Genomic DNA, 23,047 nt, shown 5'->3' with positions numbered 1-23,047 from the left:
TTGACTGTATGATATATTTCACTAATTGGTTACAAAAATAATCTTACTCCTTCTTATATAAATCTTTGAAAGGCAAAGTCCAATTTTCCCCATAATAATGGGTATATGCAATTTCAAAATCAATATTTTCCAAAGTTGATCCTGACAATTTTTCGATTTGAATAATTGCTTCACATTTTAAAATAATCGTACTGATAGGAATAGGATAAAGCCCCGCTTTTTGTCCATTTAGTTTTAAACACATTAAAATTCTATCAACATAATTAAGAAATTCATCTTCAAAGACAAAATATATATAAGTTCCGTCTATAGTATATTCAAATTTTGGTTTATACAAAGAATCTTGAAGCTGTCCATTTTCTATTTTTATAATATGAAAAATATTACTTTCATCTTCATACAGTAAACAATCAGAGGATTCTGCAATACAGTGTATAAATGATGGAATTAATGAATTTCCTTTTATCCTTTTAAATTCATTTATAATTTCTTTTGGTGCTATATGCTCCTTAAAATCAAAATAAGTGTCCTCAGATAATAATTTTACATATACCGCATTTTCATTGACTTCACATCTGCTCATAATAAACAAGATAAATATAATGAGCATTATAATTAAAAGGAATAATTCTTTTTTTATATTTTTATACATATATTATCTCTCATACTCCTCAATTATTTGACTGAGTAAATCCAACGTATCCTTATCTATACCGGAAGTTGTCGGAACTTGCCCCTCTGCTTTTGAAGATAAATGATTAAATAATCCATCTGTAAAATTAGCTTCAACAGGATTTAGAAAAAAGGCCAACCCAAAACTTATAGCAGCAAAAGCTAATTTGTTTGCATCTTCTCCTTTAAGAAAATCTATAAAATTATTTAAGTTATAAAAACCATTATATATTGATTTATCATCACCTAGTGGATCGTTAGCAAAAAATGAAGATTTTAAGTGTTTAGTATTTGATATAAAAAGTAATCTAATATTAGATTCACCTTCCATTTTAAATACATCATAATTCTTGCCATCAAGATTTATATTAAATCGTTTCAAAGTAACTGTAGTTATAGTTTGCGCCTCAATACCTCCTTGTCTAATTTCTATGATATCTTTTGTTCCTGATAAACTATAAGAGTGATTTTTTATAGTATTTGTCTCTCTTGTTGCCCTATAATGTTCAGTATTTATAGAAAATACTGCATAACAATTTCTAAGATCAGGATTATATAAACTATTATAATGAATATCTCCATCCTCAGCTCTATTCCATGTTATTTTCCCATCCGGATCCGTATATTTCACCGGATTATTCCCCGCATAATGATACACATGTAAGTTTACAACATTAAATACCCCGCCCATGCCCGGCAGGTTCTCGTTGTGCTTTTTAGCTTCGTCATTTACCGGAGCTTGCGGAATATACTCACCCAGTGCTGGATCTCCTGACAGCCATCTACTATACTTCGGGTCAAGATACCTAGCTCCATAATAATAAAGCCCCGTCTCCTCATCCAGCTCTTTCCCCGTAAACCTAAAGGGAAGTTTATCTAAGCCTGCAGCAACTTCTTCAATCCATAGCTCTCCGTAGGGTGTGTATTCAATATGCTCATACTGTCTGCCTTTCCAGTCTGTTACAAATTGTGCACTTCCCAAATGGTCACTGTGGTAGTAATATCTTTTTGCTTTTTGTTCTTCATTGTCGCCGTGGTTATCCGTATGTGTCATTGCCGTTACAAGACGTGAGTTACCGACAAAGATATGCTTGTGCACCCGTAAACCTTGCGGGTTATTCTGATCTTGTGTGGGTATGTGTATCGTAAAGAAATTATTGAAGTATAAGGTTTCACTTCTTCCCTCGTCGGTGTATTTTAGTGCTCTTTGCCCGTCGTCTCCATAGCGGTAGTGGACGGTAAAGTTGCGGTCGCTTGATTTGGTTAAGAGGTTACGCTCGTTCCAGGTGTAGTTGCGCCTGTAAGCAAAGAGGTCTTGCGGGTTTGCCTGTTCGGTTTCTTTCGGAGCATCAAGGCCGAAGCCGTAATCGGCACCGTAGACGTCTTCATTTTCAAAATAGGAGTATGTAAAGGTAAATTCTTCTTCATCCGTAAATGGTCCGTCTTTTTCTGCCGTTATGTTGCCGTTTGCGTCGTATCGGTAGTATCGGGTGCCTGCATGGATTAGTCGATGAGCGTAAGCCGGATCGTATTCGTAGTCGAGGCTGTAATCAAGTTCTGCTTTGGGATACGAGTTTCCTTGGGAACCGGGTATGTTGGTAGTACTTAGCTTATTGGTCATGTTGCCTATGGCGTCAAAGGCAAAGGTTTGTCTGTATTTTGCAATGCTTACGGGTGTCATGCCGAAGCTTTTTTTACCCTTGTATTGGTTGCTTGTTCCTTCTACGCTTATCAGTTGGTACAAGTTGTCATAAGAATATGTTTGTTGTGTTTCGTAGGTAGTTGCGTCGTTATTATAACCTCGTACGTTTCCTACAGGGTCAAATGAGTACTTTATTTTTTGGAAGATATCCTGAGTTTGGTTATTCTTTGTTTCTATTGTATCAAGCCATCTTCGTTTTTCATCATATTTGTACCGTGTTTCTACGCCGTTTCCATACTTTATATATACTCTTTGTGCGTGTTCGTCATATAGGATTTTATCGACGTAGGAGTATTTTATACTACCCTTGTTTGTAGTTTTTGCTCCGCTCACTCCCTTGAGCTGTCCGCCTTTATCGTAGGTGTAGGTTATGGTTTCTCCGTCAGGGTATTTCATACTCTGCATTCGGCCAAGGTAGTCCGAGCGGTATTCAAAGCTTGCAGTTTCAGGATTAGTTCCCGCTCCATAGCGGTTTATCGTTCTTGTTTCTTTTATTACCTCGTTTAAGTTTCCGTAACTATAATGCGTTTCTCCCGTCTCATCTTTTTTGTAGACTACTTGCCCTGCTCCTTTTTGTCCCGGCGCTCCGTATTTATATTCTATGTCTTGGCTAAAAGGATAGTCTGTCTTTATTATGCGGTCAAAGCCGTCGTATTCATATCTTATTTCGGCAGCTTTGTTTTTTAATACTGAGTCCGTTTCTGCGTAAAGCCGGCCCTTATCATCATATATCCATTCTTTTTTGCCGGTGTCCTTGCTTTCTAAACTTATTCGCCGTCCTAACATATCATAGTTTACCGCCAATAAGTTGTCTTTAGCATCGTAGGCTTTTAGCATTTCTCCTAACACCGAATATTCGTATCTTGCCTTTGTAAGGAGGCTATTATTTTTATCTAAGCGTTCTACTTCCCGTATGTTTCCCCGTGCATCTTTTTTGCTTATGCTTATGTTTTCTTTCGGGTCGGTTGCCTTTGTTATTTGTAAAGAAGAGTCTATCGAGTATTCCGTTTTTTGTGTGTGGCCATCTGGAAGCGTGGTTAGGATATTTCGGTCAATGTCGTCATATTCGTATTTTGTTCCGTTTCTTATCGTTGTAAAATTATTTAGTTCGTAAAAAGATTCAAGGGCTTGATAAGAGTTTTTATTTACCAGTTCTTGTTCTAAGTTCCCTCCGTAAAAGAAGGGCATTCCTTCTTCACTCTTTCGTCCTGCCTTGTCGTAGTTGATTACACTTGAGATGTTCCAGCCCGTTTGGGTTTGATCATTCGTTCCGTCAATGTACACTTCTCCTTCTTTGGCTGTGTAGCTTATGCGTCCCAGACCGTCGTGAATTACAATCGTCTTCATTACACCGCTGTCTTCGGCTTCGGTGCTTATTTTGTTTTCGGTTACGGTGTACCAAAAGGAATCGGCCGGTGTGTGATATTCATATTTTGCATAAGGGGTTTCTCCGGCTTTGATTATTTTTCCGTTGTTTTTATCTCTTTCATAATCGTAGGGACTTCTCACCTCGGTTACTCTTCCAAAGTTGTCATATTTATAACTCATGGTGTTGTTTGCACTATCTGTTTCTTTTAGCTTTACGCCTAAGACGCTGTCCCATTCTATTTCGCTTATGTAAGGCGCTTCTCCTTTAGAGCTTACCTCTTTTATTTCAATCGGGTATATACCGTCAAGGTATTTGTATTCACTTCGCTTTCCGGTCGGGCCTGTTAGCGCTTTTATGTTTCCTTCATCCGTCCATTCTATGCGGTGTAATAGATACGCCGACTGCGTTGTGTATTGTTTTAGTTCGGTTAAGGCGCCGGTTCTTGCATCATAGCTTCCTTCCCGTTTGCGTAAGAGAGTTCCCGTCTTTCCGTGTAAGACTTGTATTTTTTCAGGGTGTGCTTTAAAGTATGTTTCTCGGTTTCCGCCTTTCCAGTACGTTATCTCGGCTATGATGTCGTCGTTTGTGTTTGTTACGTCTCCCTTATCATAGAGTTTTGTAACGTTGCCGTATTTGTCGTACTCGTATTCGCTTTCAGTTTTTATTTCACTGTACCCTTCCCGTACGGTGTTTACTTCTTTTTTTATTCTCGCATGCGGAGCTGTGTCTACCTCGTATTCTTTTATTGAGTATACTTGGTTTCCGTTTTTTATAGTCTCTTTTTTTACCATGCCTTTGCGGTAGTAAGAGTCGATATAGTATTCGGTTTCCGTTTCCGTACCTATTGCGTTTTTACTTCTTACCGTTTTAAAGCCGTAGAATTCTTTTTCTATTCTGTTATAATAACCGTCATCGTAAGTGTAATGGGTTGTATACTCTTGTTCATTGCCTGTTTTAGTTTTTAGGCCCGACCTTGCCGTTACTTCGCTTAATACGTATTTGGCTTGGGGAAGGTCTACGGTGTTTCCTACCCGCTCATATTTTAATTCATAGCTTCCGCCTTGGGGTAATTTTATTTTTTTAAGTAAGCCTACCTTTCCTAAAAGATTGCGCTGGACGTACACGGCTCCGTTACTTCCCGGTATTCTTAATACTCGGTCAGCTAAACCGTCGCCGTCTATGTCAAGCATTGAAACGTTTACACCGGAAACTCTTCCCGATGCATTAACACCTGCTCCTGCCGAAAATGACAGGTTTAGACTATAACCTGTAAGAGGTATCAATACATTGCCTGAAACTCCTCCGTTTGTGCCGGCACCGAAATTTACGGTTGAAGACATATTTAAACAATTAATCTTTTTTATAAGAAATGCAGACAATGGGTTTAAAGCCAATCCATCGCTTAAAACGGCCGAATCAAAACCGCTGTTTAGATATTTTCCCAATCCCGGAATATTTTTTAAAAAAGCCACACCCAAATTAGCATCACTTACAAAAAATAATTTTGCTTTATCTTCAGACGATAAATCCCATTCAGGAAGATTTATCGTCATCTCCTTTTCTATCTTTCCGCCGGTATTTAGGGTGATTACAGCCGCATTATTTTTATTACTAAGACTCATCATATCTGGTAAATGACCTCGTAAATTTACAAACTGTCTTTTCGTGTCGGTATAACTTCCCGAATATGACAGTGAACCCGATAAATTGGCCGATACCGTATCGGTTTTTACGCCTTCATTGGCATAAGTATTACTCAAAGATGTTGAAAGATTTAAAACTCCTGATACGGTATGTGTTTCAGTTTTTCCTAGATTTACTTTTAAAATATTATCTCCTACAAAGCATACCTTATCCCCGCAGTTCAAATAAGAACCTTCGTTTCTCACGCTATCAGGTAAACCGTCTCCATTTATATCCATAAAGGAAGTTTCATCTACTCCGGACCCCTTAGATTTGCTTAAATTGGCTCCTGTACTTATAGGATTTACGATTGTCGAATAAAGCAGTTTTCCTTTGGAGCTGTATACTTTTTTATTTACTCCTCCTCCGCTTACACCTCCTCCGGTTGATGTTATCTTATCGGAGGTTTCTATAATTTTACTCAAATCTTGAATATAATATTCTTTTTCAAAACCTTTTCCGTCTCCTAAAGAAACTTTTATATTTTGCCCTTCTTTTTGTATTATATCCGCTTTTCCGTCTCCGTTTACATCACTCAATAAAATATCGACATACGATTTTCCTCGGCTTGTACTACGGCTGATATCGCCGCTAATAGATATTTCTTGTATTTTCTCCATTTCATCAGCAAGGCCTTTCATTAAATCTTCTATATCTTTACTCTTAATAACATTAAAAATCTTAGTATAATTTAAAGAAGGGGAAAAAGAGTCCTCTTTACTTTTATTTACTGAACGTCTAATTGATATACCAGACAAATTTGAAGGCTTTATTCCGGGAATAGTATAATATACAGTACCGCCGCTCCTATTTATAAATATAAGGTCTTCTTTTATATACGGGCAATATTTTTGTAAACTATCTTCGTTTTCAGATAAAGATTCCGAAACGTTTCCTATATAATATTGTTCGTCTATATCTTTTTTAGACTCTGCTTCCTTTTTTATGGGTGTTATTTTTTGTCCATCTGAAAGTATAAACTCCTCATTCTTTCTAATAGGATAATACAACGGAGTTTCTTTTCCATTCAGATTTTTTGAAATATTATCCTTATTGGATTCCATATCATTGATATCTTTATTTATTGCATTAGAAGATTCATATGCTATCCTCTTCAATTTTTCTTCACTAAATGCATTTTCCTCATAGTTTTGGTCTTTTATCCATACACCATAATACCATTGTTTATTTCCCCCTGATAAAAATTCTTTTACTCCGCATTTAGTATCAATGTTTATTATTTTTTCTACTTCTACCTCCTTTATAATTTTTTCTCCATTCTCTTCTACTTCATGCAACTCTTTATATTTACGTTTTTCTGCTTCAGTATATTTAATAACTTCTTCCGATAATTGATTGTTTGAAAAATCTTTTGCACTATCCCAAGTCTCTATAAATATATTTTTTGATTTTAAAATTCCATTTTCAAATATAGGAAGCCTTATATATGGATGCTCTCCTCTATAATCCATAACCTGATATTCATTATTCTTATCATATTTAAGATATGTTTTTATTACATCATATCGGCCTAAACCTATATTTTGCTCATCATCTTTAAGTTTATTGTATTTTAATAAAGCATGTGTGTAAGCTTCTCCTTCTAAAGCAAGGAGTTCTTCCTTTGTAAGAAGATTTAATGCTTCAATATCTTTTAAATTATATATTTTTTCTATATCATCATATTCATACTTACGCTCCTTAATAAATATCGATAATCCATATTCAATCAGTATTTTATTTAATCTTTCTTTTTCTTCCTCACTTATCTCCTCTTTTATATTATAATGGTTTCCTTCCTCACTAATTTTATAAACACTGCCTATAAATAATTTTCCTTCTTCTCCTTTCAGTTTTTCTGCCATTTTTTCTATTTTTAAATAAAGTCCTTTATTTATCTTTTTCCATTTTTCATTATCCAATGTGTAGGACACATATCCTTTATTCTCTTTCCATACCTTCATAAATTCTTCATATGAAAGTTTAAATGCTTTCGGCTGATAATTATTCAATTCATAGGTTAAAACTATTTTGTTACTGTTTATTTTTGTTTTTATTCTTTTCTGCCTATAACTTTCTTCTACTGCTATCACTTCTCCAAATTCTTCTTCTTCAAGAAAAATCTTTCTATTTTTTAATATTACAAATTTATTATCTATTTTATCTAAATAAATATCCCCATTGGTATCTATATATCCGATACCTTTAAATTTCACCTCTCTCCTTTTCTCTTTCCCTTTAATTTCCCATGTGTCTCCGGTAAATAATCCTTTATTAGGATATATATTCTCTTCTAATCCCCTTATATATTTATTTTTATATCTTAATATCTTTTCTAAAGTTTGCACATCTATATTCTTAAATACATTCCTAAGTTTTATTTCTTTATCGATAGGATTTCTTCCAGGCCAATCTTTAAACTTATATGACAACACATCTTTATCATGTAAAATATATTTTTCACTTGTTATTTCATATGTATACATACTTATAAGCAATTTTTTTAATTCTTTTTGTTTATCATCACCTTCATACCCCCTAGCCTGTAAAATTAAATCCATGTCTTCTTTGTATATATATTTTGGTACAAAATAACCGTTTTTTATTAAGTAATAAGCTGCTTTTGTTTTTTCTACATTATCTTTATTTATTCCTTCATTTAATATTTCTTGCCAATCGTCTTTGACCACATATTGCCATGTATATTCATCTTCATATTCTTTTCCTCTCAATATTTCTAATTCCGTATCCTTTAGAATACTTTCTCTATCTACCCTCCATAATACTACATTTTCCATATCTGAAAAGGGCTCTATACTTTTATATCTTACCTTCACATTCCATTTTATTCTCTGACCGCTTTTTTTACATTCTCCATAAGGTACAAAATATAAGTTTCCTCTACCTTTTATACTGTCTTCATTAATACTATGGCTATATCTATTCCCTTCATTTATTATTTTGTTTGATATTTTTTTATTTCCTTTATATATTTGAAACCATATCTCATCATAATTACTTTCACCGTCATCAAATCTTCCTTCAGTTTCTATTTCTATCTTTCCATTGTACCGGCCGATCCAATTCCGAAACGGATTTTGTTGATAAAAACTATCATTGTATTCTTTAGCTGCCGCTTTATCAAGTTTGATTTCGGCTATCTTTAAACTATCTATATTTTCAAATTCAGTACGGACAAATCTTTTACCCGTATTCCTCAAATAATACCCCGCTCCTTCTATTACTATATCTATAAAACCGTCTCCATTAATATCGCTAAATGAAGTTTTTAACTTTGTTATCGTATCTTGTTTTGCACGTGAATATGTGAATCCTGGTGAGGGTACTCCATCAGGGGTTCCAATTCCTCCATATACATTTAGACTTGTTCCTGTACTGTCACTGACTTCTTTTTCTATTCCTTCAATATCGGCATCCCATTTTTCAGCAGGGCCAAAACCATTCCCCGTATTAAGACTAACCAAAAATCCACCCCTGCATTGTGAAACCGCATCAGGCCTTCCGTCTCCGTTTATATCCAAATATAGCTGCTCACTTACACTATTTCCCGAACTTTTACTCCCTCCTCCTCCTACCGTAATCCTTCCATCATACTTTCCAGTCAGATCACCAACTCCTATGCCCCCTGACCCTGAAATATTGGCTCCCTTCGAATTTCCGCTTGTTACGCGTATTCCGCCCGTATTTTTATCAAGAATTCCGCTTCCCTTATACCACCTCTCCGTTTCTCCAAAGACTCTTATGCTTCCATCTTCATACTTCCCGGCATCCTCATATTCAAACCTGTATGCGTATTTTCCTTCTTCTCTTCCCCTTCCCGTTACCTCTATGCTATCCAATAAGCTTTCTAAAAATGTGTTTTCTTTATAATTAAATTTATATGTCTTTACTTCCTCTCCTTTAACTTCACTTCTTATCTCTCTTATTCTTTTACTTTCTTTCTTTAAATACTTTCCTCTTCCCTCTACTCTTACATCCTCTCTTCCCTCATACTCTATCTTTATTCGTCTCTCTCTTTCTTTCCCATACACTATTTCCTTTAATACTACCTCTTCCCCTTCTACGCTTTTTCCATTTTCATAGTTATATTCTATTATGTTCCCAAAGCTGTCCCTTATCTCATCCAAGTAATATATATATTTTTTACCTTCACTTATTCCGCTCCAATTCCTTAGCCCATATATTTTAACACTTCCGTCTTTTTCTCTTATCTCAAAATAGTTTTCGCTTCCCTTCCTTTCTGCCCACTCATTTTTTATTGCTGCATAACTTTGTTTTTTCTCTTCCTTCCATCCTCCTCCCTCATATCTTACCTTTATTCCGTTTATTATATACGTGTCTTTGCCGTTATATTCAGGTAAGCCCAATCTTGTATCTATACTTATGCTTTCTATTCCGCTTAAACTAAAACCTTTGCCCAATACTCCATACCCGCTTCCGCTTGAATAGCTTACCGCCAACTCAGGTGTAAACCCTCTTACTCCGCCGGGTAATTGCAGTTTCATGTTAAATGAGGCACTTCCTTCACTTCCGCCCTTTAATCCTTCTATTCTTTCTATCCCCCCTACCGCATCCGCTGCTTTTAGTTCTTTTATGCTGTTTAAGTTTATGTTTACAGGACCGGGCGATTCAGGTAAGCTTAACGTCCCATTTATCATATCCGTAAAATGATTTGTGTAAGACTCTATTACCTTTTTTTCTACATCTATGCCCTTCCTTTTTAACGCTTCCCATGCCTTCTTTCTTTTATTATAATAATACGTATATATCTCTTGTGCATATTCTTCTTCGATACGCTCATCATATGCCATTTTTATAATACACTCTTTTTTAAATTTTTGCCCCTCAGGTTCAAATCTGTATCCGCCTTCTCCTGCCGTTACGTTTTTTATTTCTCCCTCTTCTACTCTTATTAATCTGCTTATCTTTATTTCAGTTTCTTCTTCTAATGCTCCTTCAGGTATTTCAAATCTTATTCCTTCTCCTTCTATAACGCCTCCTTCTTTCCCTATTACCTTGCTTGCCAATAAGATAGAGTTGTTTATTTTTATCTGCTCCTCTCCGACTCCTTCACCATATAGGTTTATGGGTAATACTCCTACCGTCATATATGCTATAAATAATATTATCGAAATGCTTTTTTCTTTTATTCTTTTCATTATCTTTCTCATTTGCTTTTATCTCCTCTTCTTTTATAAGGTTTTATTTAAAATCTTTTTTTTACCTATTTTAAATATTTACTTCACTTTGTATTCTATCCACACAAAATCATCAGGGAACTTATCTTTTGCCGAAACTACTCCTATTAACCCGGCTTCCCCTTCTCCAAGTAAATATTCACTTGAGTCGTTTATCGTATATGAAGGCTTCCTTAAATAACTTTCATCGTTAAAATATATTTCTATTTTTTTCCCTTCCTTCTTTACGCTTATACTGTTTTCTATCCCGTACCCTTTATTAAGTTCTTTACTTTCTTTTTTCCACGCTATGTGTTTGTATAAGCCGTTTACTACGTATCCTATAGAATACTTCCCGTCTACATGTATTAAAATCACGAGCATTCTATATTTTTTCTGCCCTGCCTCCGTCTTTGTGCTGTAGCATACTAATCCGTATCCTGCTTCGCTTGCTCCTTCTTTTTTTACTACTTTTATACTCGGCTCTTTTTTATTTATTTCTTTTCCTAAAAATTTCCATAACGTATAGCCCCTAACTCCCCAATATTTTGCATTGTTTGTTTTTAATATTATTTTTTCTCCTTCTTTTTTAAATAACTTATCTTCAAATGGATTTGTTCCTCCCTCTTCATCTTCATTTCCTTCAAGATCATTACCTTCTTCAAAAATCCCGCTTTCTCCATCCCTTATCCGGTTATAAGGATTAACGCAGCCTGTTATCACAAATATTATAATTAAGATTATCACCTTCTTTATTTTTTTCATTCTTTATCTTCTCCTTCTATGTATTTTTTATATAACCTTAATAGCCTCTCTTTCTTACCCATCTTTTTCTCTCTTTCTCGATGTATGTACGGCACGATGTAGATGACCATTTCCGTTACTGTTTCAGAGCCGTTTATATCTTTAAAAGCTAAGCCTGCTATCGGTATGTCTCCTAAGCCGGGAATTTTTTTTTCGCTTGAGTTTTGTTCAACCTGTAATAGTCCGCCTATTATAATCGGCTTGCCGGAGGGCGTTCTCACTTTTGTTTTTACTATTTTTTCGGATGTCGGAGGTAAAACACCGCTTGTAACTCCGCCTGAGCCCTGTTTTGACACTTGTGCATTTACTTCCATCGTTATCATTCCGTCTCCGGATACATTACCCTTTATGTTAAGTAATAAACCCGATGTTATCTCTCTCATCGAACCGTATAAAGGTTTACCGTTTGAATCAAGAGTTTTATCTATATATCTGAATGTATTGGTATTTTGAAACCTTACTTCTTCTCCCGTTATTCCGTTTAATGTTGTATCCGCTAAAACTCTTGCCTTATTTTCAGCTAATTCAAAATTAAGTTTTGCTATAAATTGATAACCAAATTTGCTGACTATATCAAAATTTATATTAAATATATTGCTCATTATACCTGAAAACTCACTCATAGGCTTTCCCTTAGCTTTTTTTACTTCAAGACTTTTCGCCCAGTTTATGTTTTCACTTTTTTCATATTGCACTACCAACAGCTGATACCTTATCTGTGCCTTAGGTTTATCTATCAGCTCCATTTCTTTTAAAAACTTTTCCCTCTTTATATTGCTCCCTCTAAAAAATATTAAATTGGGATTTCCGGTTACTACTATACTTTCTCTATTTACGGCAGGTGGAAGATGTTTTAACAATTCCTCCGAAGATATATATTTTAATAATATCGCTCTCTCTTCTTTTTCTATATCCAGTATCTTTATATATTCTTCCACTATTTTTTGTTCTTCTTGAGTACATCTTATTATAAATCCGTTTATATCCGCCAATACATTTATCTTATTTTTTTTCAGTTCTTCCGGCAATGCATCTATAAATTTTTTTACTTCAATATACTTTAATTCATATTTTTCACTTTTTGTATCTTTAACTCCTTCTTGCCCATATAGCATACATACCGAGAAAAATAATATAAATAAAATCGTTTTCTTTCTCATTATTTCTTTCCTATTTTATTGATATAAGTCTTAACGTATATGGATAGCATCCTCCTCCCGCACTGCCGCTTACCACTATGTTCCTATCCAATGATATTTTAAAGCTTAATTCTTTTTCTACATCCGTATCATTTTTTATTATGATACCCACATTATTTGCAGGTTTTTCACTGCTGCCGTTATACGGTTTTGTTATTATAAAAGGTAAATTAGCTGCATCGTATACTATTGCTATCGTAGCCTGTCTTTTTGCAGGTATTCTTACCTTATACCAATCCTCATCTTCTAAAACAGTCCCTTCATGCGACCTATAATAATATACATTTCCTTGTATATCGTTTTGCAATAATACAGCCTTTTCTTTTCTGTCGTTGGGTTCATATACATCTTTTACCTGTTTACTGTATATGCCCATGTAATGTATATTCCCTAAAAATCTTTTTTTACCTCTAATCTTATCAAGTCTATAGATATATCTTGTATCTTCTTTTAATACTCTATCTTCATATTCCGTCCCTTCTCCATTATACACTTCTTTAAACTTTAATACGTTTTTATCTTCACTTCTCATCAATATGTATTTATCGCACCTTTCATCTTCTTCCCAAATGCATTTTATTACATTTTCTTCGCTAAAAGAATCTACGTTTACATAAAAATTATCAGGATCTCTTTGATCTCTCGATACTATCTCATATACTCCGGTTCCGCACGCTCCATTAAAAATTACAATGACTATTATAAGTAATTTCAATATTTTCCCTTTCATTTTCTTTTATACTCCTTTTTAAAAACTTCAAACTCAACTCCAACCTTTCCTAGATATTTACTCATTACATTTTTATAGAATACAAACTCAAATTCATTCGCAAATATTATTTTTATCTTCTCAGTTACTGCGTATTTATAACCGATACCTGTAATAATTCCAACAGCTCCCGATGTATTAACTTTACTATCCGAATATTTATCTTGATATGATACGATGTCTAAACTGTATAAGACTCCGGCTTTGGCGTAAACTCTATGAATATCATAAAAGTTTATGTACATATTTGTATATCCTACTGCATTTATATTATTTAAATAACTTTTTATCGCCTCTTTGCGGTTTACACCCAATCTATAATCCAAAGATAATCCCACCGAAAAATAAACGGGATATGTTTTTATAAAAAACACGCTATCATCAGGTATTATTTCAAAACTACCGCCTATTCCGATAGTCCCACTCATGTATTTTACCAAAGCCTTATTCATAAATGTCCAATACCAAATATCAGTCCCTACATTTATTCTGCTATACTTCTCCACTTCTTCCTGTTTCGGAATATAAAAAATTTCATGTAAACTATCCAGAACTTTTTTGCTTATATTCTTTATAAATTTTTCATAATTTTCTATTCCATCTTTTTCATACACAGTAAATATATTTTTCCTTCCCTCGCCGTCAAAAATTCTTAATTCACCTTCGTATGTGTATTCACTTTTCTTTATCCAGCCATAGATCAAATATTTTATTTTTTCTTCTCTGCATAATTTCAGCGCATCATATGAAGACCTTACCTGTTTTATCTTTTTTCTCGTCTTTATTATTTCTACTCCTAAAAATTCTTTTTGCTCTTCTATGCTCTCACAAATATCGTCTTGCAATTTAGTATCTGTTTCATAGCTCTCCTCTCCTTCATCTACACTTAATAAAGGGGCTATATATACTTGTTCAGCTTCTAATCTTATAAAAATTATTATTATAGCTAATAGTAAACTCTTAACTCTGTTCATCGTTTATTGCCTTTTCTCTTTTTATAAAGTTTTCTATTATTTTAAAACTGCTTTCTTCCATTCCGTTTTTTCTTAAGTATTCTATTTCTTCCAATATATAATCATAATTTTCTTTATCCATCTCATTTGAATAAAACAAACTATATACTCCGTAATATCGCGAGCTCAATCTTTCAGGATCACTTTCCTTTATTTCTTTATATATTTTATATGCTGCTGCATATCTTTTTTCTTTTAGCAAATTATATGCTTCCGTTTCTCTTTTTTCCAATATACCCTCTGCATATATCAATCTTAGATCCTTTTTCTTATCGTTTTCATTTATTCTTTTTTGACTTGAGAATAGGTTTTTAAGCTGTAATTGCGTTTCCTTACCTTGCAGTTTTAATAGTTTTTCCGTTTCTTTTATTTCGTTTAATATGTTTTCCGTACTTATCTCGATTTTCGTATTTATTTCATCCCGATTGTACTCTATTCTTTCCAGTATATTTTTTTCCATATGCTCAAGCAATTTAGTTATATTTTTTACTTCTTCTTGACTTTTTTTTATTTGAAAAACCGTATAAATATTTAAACATAAAAGTACTATGAGTATAACGGAAAATTTTATATTTGATTTTAACTGCTGTTTAGCATTTTCTTTTTCCATTATTTAAAATCCTGATCATTTTAATTTTCTTAAAAAGCTTTTTATGCTTTCATTATCTTTTTCTTTTAGTTTTTCCAACAACTCAGCGGCTTCCTCTTTCTTTCCTTCTTTATATTTAATCACTGCTTTTAAAAAAAGACCTTCATCCCGATACTCTTCTATTTTTATAACCCTATCTATAGATTCTTCTGCCCGTCTATATTCTTTTTCATCTATCAAACTTTCAGCTTCTTTTAATATATCTTCTCCGCTTTCCATCCTTATATGCAATAAACTCATAGGCTCATAATAAAATACTTCTTCAATTTTCTCATAGCCTTCTTTTTCAAGCTCTATCCTTTGTTCTTTTTTATCCTTTATGTCTGCATATAAAAATTTTAAGATAAACCTGCCCTGCCCGTCCGATACTGCTTTTAGCCCTCCATTCACTTTTACATTTACCCCGGAAACCCCTTCTTCATTTCCATCATAGATCATCCCATACATAACGCCTGCATCGTCTTTGTACTTTTTACTCCACACACTTGAACAGCCGCTTGTAAATATTAAAACAGAAAACAATAAACACAAAAACGGTTTAATGCTTAATTTTTTCATAAAAACAATTTTCCTAAAAATAAAAGTATTAAGCCGTCAAATTAAAGGGAGAAAATGATACGCACACAAAAACGGCCTATTCGTAAACTTATCATACATATATTAATTTGTCAAGACGTAAATTAAAAAAAATACATTTTTTACTTTTTTGAGATTATGCCTGAATAGTTTTTACAATGTTTTTCATAAGTCATTGAGACATAAAGACCTATGCTATTGGGATGCTCTCTATGATACTCTTGCATAAAATCATTTTTTTATTATAATAGCTTTCCATGAAATACATAGTTAACAATTCGCATGACCCCGAATATAATATGGCCTTTGAAGAGTACTGCTTTAGGAACCTCCCTTTGGAAAATGAGGAATATGTTTTTTTATGGAGTAACAGCCCCACTATTCTTTTAGGTAAAAATCAAAATACCTATCAGGAAATAAACGAAAAATATATAAATGAAAACGGTATAAAGGTTGTCAGACGTATTACAGGCGGAGGGGCCATCTATCAAGACCTCGAAAACTTAAACTTTTCTTTTGTTACAAAAACAAAAGGAAACGAAAAGATTGATTTTAAAAAATATTATATTCCGATTGTAAATGCTTTAAAAAAAATCGGAGTTGATGCAGAACTTTCAGGCAGAAACGATGTTACGATTGAAGGGCAAAAATGTATAGGGGCGTCTCAGTCGGTTTGGCAGGGACGGGTTTTAAGCGACGGTTCCATTCTTTTTAATGTGGAAATGGAAGCCCTTTCCAAAGCCTTGACTGTCCGAAAAGAAAAACTTGAATCTAAAGGCGTAAAAAGTGTCCGCTCAAGGGTAACAAATATAAAACCATATTTAAAACGCGATATTACAGTTGACCAATTTAAAGACGAACTTTTAAAAGCAATCTTTGAAGTTGAAAATCAAGAGCCTGTCGAGTATAAACTTTCGGAAGAAGAACTTAAAGGTGTTATGAAAATTTATGAGGAAAGATTTTCCCGTAAAGAATGGAATTACGGAGCCTCTCCAAAGGCAGAATATTCTCACTACGAGCGTTTTCCAATAGGCAGTATCGAAGTATTTTTTAATGTTGAAAACATGAAAATAAATTCTTTAAAAATTCACGGGGATTTTTTCGGTACAGCCGATAAGGCAGAACTGGAAGAACTTTTAAACGGCTGCGAGTATTCCGAAAGTGTTTTAACAGAAAAACTTAGAAACACTGATCTAACACCCTATTTCGGAAGTCTGGAAAAAAAAGATTTTATCGGAATGTTTTTTAAGTAAAAACTTTCAAATTAAAAAAGCACCGGTTTTAATCGGTGCTTTTATTTTTAAAATCAATTTATTTTTTCTTCCTCTTTTCTTTTAAATTTCCTTTTTCGAGTAAGAGGGTCTTAGTAGGTATGTCACATACTTCAAGGTCACCGAAATATTGAATTGCTCCGGGGAATCGGTAAAGGGTTTCGACAGCCCACTTATCCCTATTTTTTTCATAGGTTTTAAAAGGTTTACCGTTTAGATCTACTACGGATTTTTTTATAACCGGAGTCATCTTACCCTTTCTTCTTTCCATATTCATCATCATGGAAAGAGGTACGCCGCAAGGAAGCCAATGTTCTACCTCATCAGTCAGGTTTTTAACCGAAGCTATATAGCCTGAAAAGCCGTTAAGTGCCAATAAAAAGGCCGTAAAGCCCAAGGTATAACAATAATCCGAATCAAAGTTTGAAGGAAAGGCAGAGCGCCCTTCATATCCGAAAAAATGAGCATAGGTACTGAATTTTCCGTTATATGTACCTTCCTTTTTCATCTCGGTTATTTTTCTGGTAACCAAATCTATTAAAAGTTTTTCAGTTTCAATGCGGGAAACTTGAACATTTCCGTGTGGGTCTCTATCCATTAAAAGCTGTAAAGAAATGTTTTCAGGCAGGTTGTCAAAAAGAGCAAAGGCTTTTTTGGACAAGTGTTTTTGAAGCCAAGATTTTTTTCCTGCAAAGGTCTTTAGCTTTGAAAAGGCTGAAGTCTTTTCGGCCATAATATCATTTATTTCTTCAATCAATTCATCCATTTCAGGGATAAATTCTATAATTCCTTCCGGAACCAAAACAACCCCGAAGTTTTCGCCTTTTTGGGATCTTTTTACAATTATATCCACAATGTAATCTGTAACCTGCTGTAAGGTAACCTTTTTTTCGGCCAGTTCTTCACCGATTAAGCAGACATTGGGCTGGGTTTTTAAGGCACATTCAAGGGCTATGTGGCTTGCAGAGCGTCCCATGAGCTTTATAAAATGCCAATATTTACGTGCGGAATTTACGTCTCGGCAAATGTTTCCGATTAACTCCGAATAGAGTTTTGTTGCAGTATCAAAACCGAAGGAAGTTTCGATGTATTGATTTTTTAAGTCGCCGTCTATTGTTTTTGGAACGCCTATAACCTTGGTATCTAATTTTGCCTGAATAAAGTATTTTGCCAAAAAAGCCGCATTTGTATTCGAATCATCTCCTCCGATTATGATAAGGGCATCCAGTTTTAATTTTTTTACGTTTTGAATAGAACTTTCAATCTGTTCCTCAGTTTCTATCTTTGTTCTTCCTGAGCCGATTATGTCAAAGCCGCCCGTATTTCTGTACTTATCGATTAAGGCTTTTTTTATTTCGACATAACGCCCTTTTACCAAACCTTCAGGGCCTCTTAAAAATCCGTAAAGTTTGGAATTTGCATTACCTTTTTTTAGGGCATCAAAAAGACCGGAAATTACGTTGTGACCTCCGGGAGCCTGTCCCCCCGAAAGAATTACACCGAATTTTAAGGGCTTATGCTCTACTTCCGATTTTCCCTTTACAAATCTGATAATGGGCATTCCGTAAGTATGTGGGAATATTTCTTTTAATTCCGCCTGATTAGATTGCGCGTGTGTAGCCTCTCCTATTTCCGGCTTAATCAAACTCAAAGGTTCCGCAAATACTTTTGGGATTTTCGGTTCGTAATTATAGCGCAATCTCTGCATTGTGGATTCATTCATTTTTATTCTCCCATAAAAATTAAAATTTAATGCGGCCGTTTAAACTCCTTGCAAGGGTCAAACGATCGGCATATTCCAAATCGCCTCCGACAGGTAAGCCTGAGGCAAGCCTTGTTATATTAACAGGCAGGTCCTGCAATATTTTTTGAATGTACAGGGCCGTAGTATCGCCTTCAATCGTAGGGTTGGTTGCAAGAATAACCTCGGTAATTCCGCCTTCATGAATACGTCTGATAAGCTCACTTATATGTAATTGATCGGGGCCTATACCTTCAAGGGGAGCTATAAGTCCGCCCAAAACATGGAACAATCCTCTATATTCGGGGATTGAAGAAATTGTATTCACATCCTGAGGAAAGCCTACTACACAGATAGTTGCCCTATCCCTTGTTTCATCCGCACAAATAGAACAAATCTCATCTTCCGTATAAGAACCGCATATAGTACAAGGATGAATTTTCTCGTGTAAGGTAGAAACAGCTTCCGCTAAACGCAAGGCATCCGCAGGCCCTTGTTTTAGAAGATGATAGGCGATGCGGGCAGCACTCTTATGACCTATACCGGGAAGGCGGGAAAATGAGTCTATAACTGCATCAATAGCATTCATCTAATTTAATACCTCTTTTAAAAAGGTAAACCGCCTGCAAGACTTGCAAGGGGCCCAAGTTTATTTTGTAAAAGTTCTTTTAGTTTTGCCACTGCATCATTATGAGCAGCCCTGACTAAATCCTGAAGCATAGGAACATCACGATTATCTACAGCTATAGGATCAAGGAAGATAGATTCAACTTCAAAACTGCCTTTTAAGCGGATTTTTACAAGACCTCCGCCCGATACACCTTCAACAACTTCTTGATCAAGGTCGGATTTAATATTGGCAATTTTTGCTTGGATTTCTTTTGCATTTTTCATAATATCAAAAGGATTCAATTTGTTACTCCTCACAAATACTTTTTTATTGTAAATAACTACAATAAGATTAACATTTTTTTATAAATAATACAAGTAAGCTATTTATAAATATTTTTACAAATTTTTTACAAAAAAAGATCTGCGCTGAATCGGACTATAGCCGTTAAATCTAATTGCTTCTATGTGCTTTTTTGTTCCGTAACCCTTGTGTTTTTCATATCCGTATTCAGGATAAATCCAAGAGTAGCGTATCATCATTCTATCCCTTGCAGTCTTTGCTAAAATAGAAGCAGCCATAACCTCATAAACGGAATCATCAGCTTTTACGAGAGCTTTAATCGAAGAGCAATTTTTAATATTGGGAATAAAGTTACCGTCAACAATAATATCCGGTTCTATAAATTTATCATTGTTTAATTTACAGAATTCTTGAAGTTTTAAATAAAGGCCTTCATAAGCTCTTTCCATTGCCAAAAAAGTTGCCTGCAAGATATTTATCTCATCTATTTCATAATTGGATGCCCAGCCGATAGCCCAAATAACATTTGGGTCGGCATATATGGTTTTACGTACTTCTTCTCTTTTTTTTTCTGTCAGTTTTTTTGAATCTTTTAAAATTGAAAAATCAAAGCTGCTTGGAAGGATAACGGCAGCTGCCGTAACAGGACCTGCAAGGGGCCCTCTTCCCGCCTCATCTATACCGCATAACATTATGGTTCTCTCTCAATTGAATTTGAAAAACCTCTGACAATGGGTTTGAATTTAATATCCATTCTTGAATTCTTATTATACCAAACAGCGGTATCTCTATTTTGTGCCGATTCAGGTAAACGGATAAGGTTAAGCCTTCCTAAAGATATTTCGGAATTCCAAGCCTCCAAAAACCTTGCAGTAAAATTCGGACTAAGAGAGGCGTTTAGATTATCAAGTTCAATAATTGAATTTGAGGCGGAGATTGCTGCAACCGAAAATCCTTTTCCTGTAAAATCAGTATTTTGAAAAACGGCTGAAGAGTTATTTAGGTTAAATATAAGACAGTGCTTTGTCTGTTCCGAAATTACCTTAGTATCGGATATATCCAAATGAGAATAGAAAGAACTTAAAACAGGCCCGCCCTCAAAAGCTTGAAGACTTACATTATTAAGTTTTATACTTGCCTTATCTGCATAAATTATCGGAACCTCACGCGGTTCTTCAGCTCTTTCCCTTCTAAAAATTTTAAAGTTTTCAATTTCGAAATTTGCACCGATTACAACAAAACCCGAATTTTTAGAAAAATGAATTGCGGTCTTTTGACCTGCAGAGGTAATTTTTATATTTCTTGTAATAAGCACGGCTTCATTTAAAATACAATCCCCTCTTACATATATTTTCCATTTTTCGGAACTTACCTTATTTTGTTGCAATAGAGATACCTTATTTATATAATCAACAGCTTCATAAATAGAGGAAAAAGGTTTTGACGGATTTCCATCGGAATTTTTAATCTTATAATTATTATCTACATATACGGCATTTTTATCTATTATAAATTCCTTATTGACATTTGCACTCTTATTACCTGCTTCATCCTTATTATAAATATTTACGGAATAAATAGTTTTTTCCCCCATAGCTCCGGTTAAAACAATTTCGTCTTTCGAAGACGAAGTAAAAATAGGAGGTTCAATTTCAACTACTGTCTCAACTGAAGCCGATTTAATTTTTATTTTTACATCCGAATTTGTAGGCGATATGAGCGGGGTAAAAGAAACTTCAGGTTTTTCGGGAGGAAGCTTATCTATTGTAAATGATGTTTTCAACTCACCATGAAAGAGACCATCATAGAAAGCTCTTATTTTAACATCAAAAAAACGTTCTTCTTTTATTCCCACATCAAATATATAAGATGCATCTTTTTTAAATTGAGAAGAATTTTTATCGGGATAAATATAAGTATTGCCGTCACCTGTTTCAAAAAAATAAGTATAACGCTCATCATCAAATTTAAGCTCAATATTTCTATTTACTGCTGTTTTGGGTACCGAGGATAAAACAGGTTTTTTAGGTAAAAATATTTTATTTACATTTTCTTCTTTTGCTTTTACCCAGTAAAATACGGTATCTTTAGTTCTATCAATAAAAACAGGCCCGTCATAAATATTTAAGAGTTGGGAAGCATCGGTTGTTGAATCATCATTTGTTTTTTTGATCAAATAATAAATAGGCACATCGGAATTAAATTCCAAAAAATACCAATTTAAAATATTGTACTCTAAATCTTTATCGGGCTTTTCATTTAAAGCGGTCTCAGGTATTTTAGGAGAAGGAATACCATCGGGAGATACTTCATAGTTTATTATTTTCTCTGTGATATTTCCCGATTCGGGTACAGCCTTTATTCTAAGCTCTATTTTTCCTTCTTTTTCAAGGTTGATAGGTCCGGTATATAAAAGACCGAAGTCCAAGGGATCGCTTCCATCCACGGAATATATAATTTGTGTTTTAGGAGGATGTTGAATTATAAGTTTTTGCGTCTCATTCCAAGTACCCTCTTGAGGACTTAAAACATTTAAAAGTTTTTTTTCTTCCAAGGGCTCAACAATTAGATGAGCCGGTTTACTTAACTTTCCCGATGAGGTTTGTACCCAAACACAAAGTTCCGTTCCAAAATTAAAAAACGGTCTTTCACCTTTTTTTAGTTTACCGTTTGAATACAAATTGGTAAGCGGATTAAAAGATCTATAAAAAACGTAATCCTCTTGGCTTTCAGGATATTTTATATCAAGGTTTACACCGTCTTTTTTATAATCTTGCTTTATTTCAAGTTCATCCAATTCATAGCAATTTAAATCTAAAGCAAACAAGCCAAAAGCTGCTATAATGAAACCAATTTTAAGAATGCTATAAATTTTAAGTCTTTTCAATTTATTATTCCTTTAAATACATCTTTTAAAGCAGGATTTTTCGAATAATAGTTTTCTTCGAGTTCTTTATTAGAAAGACCGACTAATTCATGGCTCATATAATGAATCCATAAATTATCCTTTTCTGTATAAATATCATGCTTTCGGCACCAATAATCGGGGTGATGCTCATATTGTTCTTTTTTATCATGAAAATATTTATAATCATGAACGGCAATTTTTATATTTTCTCTTTTTAATCCTTGTTTAATTAACTCATCGACGAGATAATTTATTGTAGCACCGGAATCGAAAATATCGTCTACCAATAAAACCAAAGCCTCGGCCGGCAGTTTGCTTGGATGGAGCGTCCAACCGTCCAATACTATTTCCGAGTTATTATGAACTCCGGAGTAAGAGTGAGCGACAACTGTTGAATATAAAATCTTCTTTTCGTCTTTATAAGCTATTTTAAAAAATTCACTTATTACATTTGCCAGATAAGCACCTCCTCTCATAGAGGCATAAATAACATCGGGAACATATCCTTCATCATACATCTTTCTGGCGAGAATGAATCCGTTATCTCTTACCGTATTGTAATTTAAAAATTCTTTCATAA

The 23,047-nt window shown here is 34.2% G+C and carries 15 protein-coding genes; 1 reads left to right on the top strand and 14 read right to left on the bottom strand.

Annotation, left to right across the window (positions count from 1 at the left end; all coding sequences use genetic code 11):
• Positions 1-43: 43 nt before the first annotated feature.
• The 8 genes from TDE_RS07475 to TDE_RS07440 all read right to left on the bottom strand — a co-directional run bounded on the left by TDE_RS07475 (position 44) and on the right by TDE_RS07440 (position 15,616).
• On the bottom strand, positions 44-652 hold the full coding sequence (locus TDE_RS07475) for a hypothetical protein (protein ID WP_002679223.1): 609 nt from the start codon (positions 650-652) through the stop codon (positions 44-46).
• A gap of 3 nt (positions 653-655) precedes the next feature.
• Positions 656-10,618, bottom strand: a complete 9,963-nt coding sequence (locus tag TDE_RS07470; protein WP_010956992.1) for a toxin TcdB middle/N-terminal domain-containing protein — start codon at positions 10,616-10,618, stop codon at positions 656-658.
• A 66-nt stretch (positions 10,619-10,684) separates the two neighbouring features.
• Complete coding sequence (locus TDE_RS07465) at positions 10,685-11,389, bottom strand: hypothetical protein (RefSeq protein WP_002679217.1); 705 nt, start codon at positions 11,387-11,389, stop codon at positions 10,685-10,687.
• Positions 11,386-12,588 carry a type II secretion system protein GspD gene (locus TDE_RS07460; protein WP_002679216.1) on the bottom strand — a complete coding sequence of 401 codons (1,203 nt, stop codon included), beginning with the start codon at positions 12,586-12,588 and terminating at the stop codon, positions 11,386-11,388. The genes TDE_RS07465 and TDE_RS07460 overlap by 4 nt, the downstream gene beginning before the upstream one ends.
• A 10-nt stretch (positions 12,589-12,598) precedes the next feature.
• A complete protein-coding gene (locus TDE_RS07455; RefSeq protein ID WP_002679215.1) occupies positions 12,599-13,357 on the bottom strand; it encodes a hypothetical protein in 759 nt (252 codons plus the stop codon).
• Positions 13,354-14,370, bottom strand: coding sequence for a hypothetical protein (locus tag TDE_RS07450; protein WP_002679214.1), 1,017 nt, complete (start codon positions 14,368-14,370; stop codon positions 13,354-13,356). Before TDE_RS07450 ends, TDE_RS07455 begins: the two co-directional genes overlap by 4 nt.
• Positions 14,357-15,019: a hypothetical protein gene (locus tag TDE_RS07445; protein ID WP_002679213.1), complete on the bottom strand. Its 663-nt coding sequence runs from the start codon at positions 15,017-15,019 to the stop codon at positions 14,357-14,359. The genes TDE_RS07450 and TDE_RS07445 overlap by 14 nt, the downstream gene beginning before the upstream one ends.
• 15 nt (positions 15,020-15,034) lie before the next feature.
• Positions 15,035-15,616, bottom strand: a complete 582-nt coding sequence (locus tag TDE_RS07440; RefSeq protein WP_002679212.1) for a hypothetical protein — start codon at positions 15,614-15,616, stop codon at positions 15,035-15,037.
• A gap of 275 nt (positions 15,617-15,891) precedes the next feature.
• Between TDE_RS07440 and TDE_RS07435 the strand changes: the two genes are divergently transcribed.
• A complete protein-coding gene (locus TDE_RS07435; RefSeq protein ID WP_002679211.1) occupies positions 15,892-16,887 on the top strand; it encodes a lipoate--protein ligase in 996 nt (331 codons plus the stop codon).
• 58 nt (positions 16,888-16,945) lie between these two features.
• On the opposite strand, the gene TDE_RS07430 is transcribed toward TDE_RS07435, so the two are convergent.
• From TDE_RS07430 to TDE_RS07405, 6 genes are all read right to left on the bottom strand, one after another.
• The gene (locus TDE_RS07430; protein ID WP_010956991.1) at positions 16,946-18,628 is read right to left on the bottom strand and encodes a diphosphate--fructose-6-phosphate 1-phosphotransferase; all 1,683 of its coding nucleotides are present in this window, start codon (positions 18,626-18,628) and stop codon (positions 16,946-16,948) included.
• 19 nt (positions 18,629-18,647) lie between these two features.
• The gene (recR, locus tag TDE_RS07425; RefSeq protein ID WP_010956990.1) at positions 18,648-19,235 is read right to left on the bottom strand and encodes a recombination mediator RecR; all 588 of its coding nucleotides are present in this window, start codon (positions 19,233-19,235) and stop codon (positions 18,648-18,650) included.
• A gap of 17 nt (positions 19,236-19,252) precedes the next feature.
• The gene (locus tag TDE_RS07420; RefSeq protein WP_002669078.1) at positions 19,253-19,558 is read right to left on the bottom strand and encodes a YbaB/EbfC family nucleoid-associated protein; all 306 of its coding nucleotides are present in this window, start codon (positions 19,556-19,558) and stop codon (positions 19,253-19,255) included.
• Positions 19,559-19,654: 96 nt separating this feature from the next.
• Positions 19,655-20,251: a ribonuclease HII gene (locus TDE_RS07415; RefSeq protein WP_010956988.1), complete on the bottom strand. Its 597-nt coding sequence runs from the start codon at positions 20,249-20,251 to the stop codon at positions 19,655-19,657.
• Positions 20,251-22,446, bottom strand: coding sequence for a chitobiase/beta-hexosaminidase C-terminal domain-containing protein (locus TDE_RS07410; protein ID WP_002679203.1), 2,196 nt, complete (start codon positions 22,444-22,446; stop codon positions 20,251-20,253). The genes TDE_RS07415 and TDE_RS07410 overlap by 1 nt, the downstream gene beginning before the upstream one ends.
• Positions 22,443-23,045 (bottom strand): phosphoribosyltransferase, encoded by a 603-nt coding sequence (locus TDE_RS07405; protein ID WP_002679200.1) that lies wholly within the window; start codon positions 23,043-23,045, stop codon positions 22,443-22,445. The genes TDE_RS07410 and TDE_RS07405 overlap by 4 nt, the downstream gene beginning before the upstream one ends.
• Positions 23,046-23,047 lie beyond the last annotated feature (2 nt).

Origin of the sequence: Treponema denticola ATCC 35405, from assembly GCF_000008185.1 — a bacterium.
In the GTDB taxonomy this organism is placed as follows: Bacteria; Spirochaetota; Spirochaetia; order Treponematales; family Treponemataceae; genus Treponema_B; species Treponema_B denticola.
The sequence above is the reverse complement of the archived record's forward strand: the minus strand, read 5'-3'. Positions and strand labels throughout refer to the sequence as shown.

What these genes read in the sequence shown, in the direction of transcription:
- TDE_RS07465 (WP_002679217.1), bottom strand. Translation starts at nt 11,389, where the DNA reads ATGAAAAAAATAAAGAAGGTGATAATCTTAATTATAATATTTGTGATA.
- TDE_RS07415 (WP_010956988.1), bottom strand. Translation starts at nt 20,251, where the DNA reads ATGTTATGCGGTATAGATGAGGCGGGAAGAGGGCCCCTTGCAGGTCCT.
- TDE_RS07460 (WP_002679216.1), bottom strand. Translation starts at nt 12,588, where the DNA reads ATGAGAAAGAAAACGATTTTATTTATATTATTTTTCTCGGTATGTATG.
- TDE_RS07445 (WP_002679213.1), bottom strand. Translation starts at nt 15,019, where the DNA reads ATGGAAAAAGAAAATGCTAAACAGCAGTTAAAATCAAATATAAAATTT.
- TDE_RS07455 (WP_002679215.1), bottom strand. Translation starts at nt 13,357, where the DNA reads ATGAAAGGGAAAATATTGAAATTACTTATAATAGTCATTGTAATTTTT.
- recR (WP_010956990.1), bottom strand. Translation starts at nt 19,235, where the DNA reads ATGAATGCTATTGATGCAGTTATAGACTCATTTTCCCGCCTTCCCGGT.
- TDE_RS07430 (WP_010956991.1), bottom strand. Translation starts at nt 18,628, where the DNA reads ATGAATGAATCCACAATGCAGAGATTGCGCTATAATTACGAACCGAAA.
- TDE_RS07435 (WP_002679211.1), top strand. Translation starts at nt 15,892, where the DNA reads ATGAAATACATAGTTAACAATTCGCATGACCCCGAATATAATATGGCC.
- TDE_RS07405 (WP_002679200.1), bottom strand. Translation starts at nt 23,045, where the DNA reads ATGAAAGAATTTTTAAATTACAATACGGTAAGAGATAACGGATTCATT.
- TDE_RS07450 (WP_002679214.1), bottom strand. Translation starts at nt 14,370, where the DNA reads ATGAACAGAGTTAAGAGTTTACTATTAGCTATAATAATAATTTTTATA.
- TDE_RS07475 (WP_002679223.1), bottom strand. Translation starts at nt 652, where the DNA reads ATGTATAAAAATATAAAAAAAGAATTATTCCTTTTAATTATAATGCTC.
- TDE_RS07470 (WP_010956992.1), bottom strand. Translation starts at nt 10,618, where the DNA reads ATGAGAAAGATAATGAAAAGAATAAAAGAAAAAAGCATTTCGATAATA.
- TDE_RS07440 (WP_002679212.1), bottom strand. Translation starts at nt 15,616, where the DNA reads ATGAAAAAATTAAGCATTAAACCGTTTTTGTGTTTATTGTTTTCTGTT.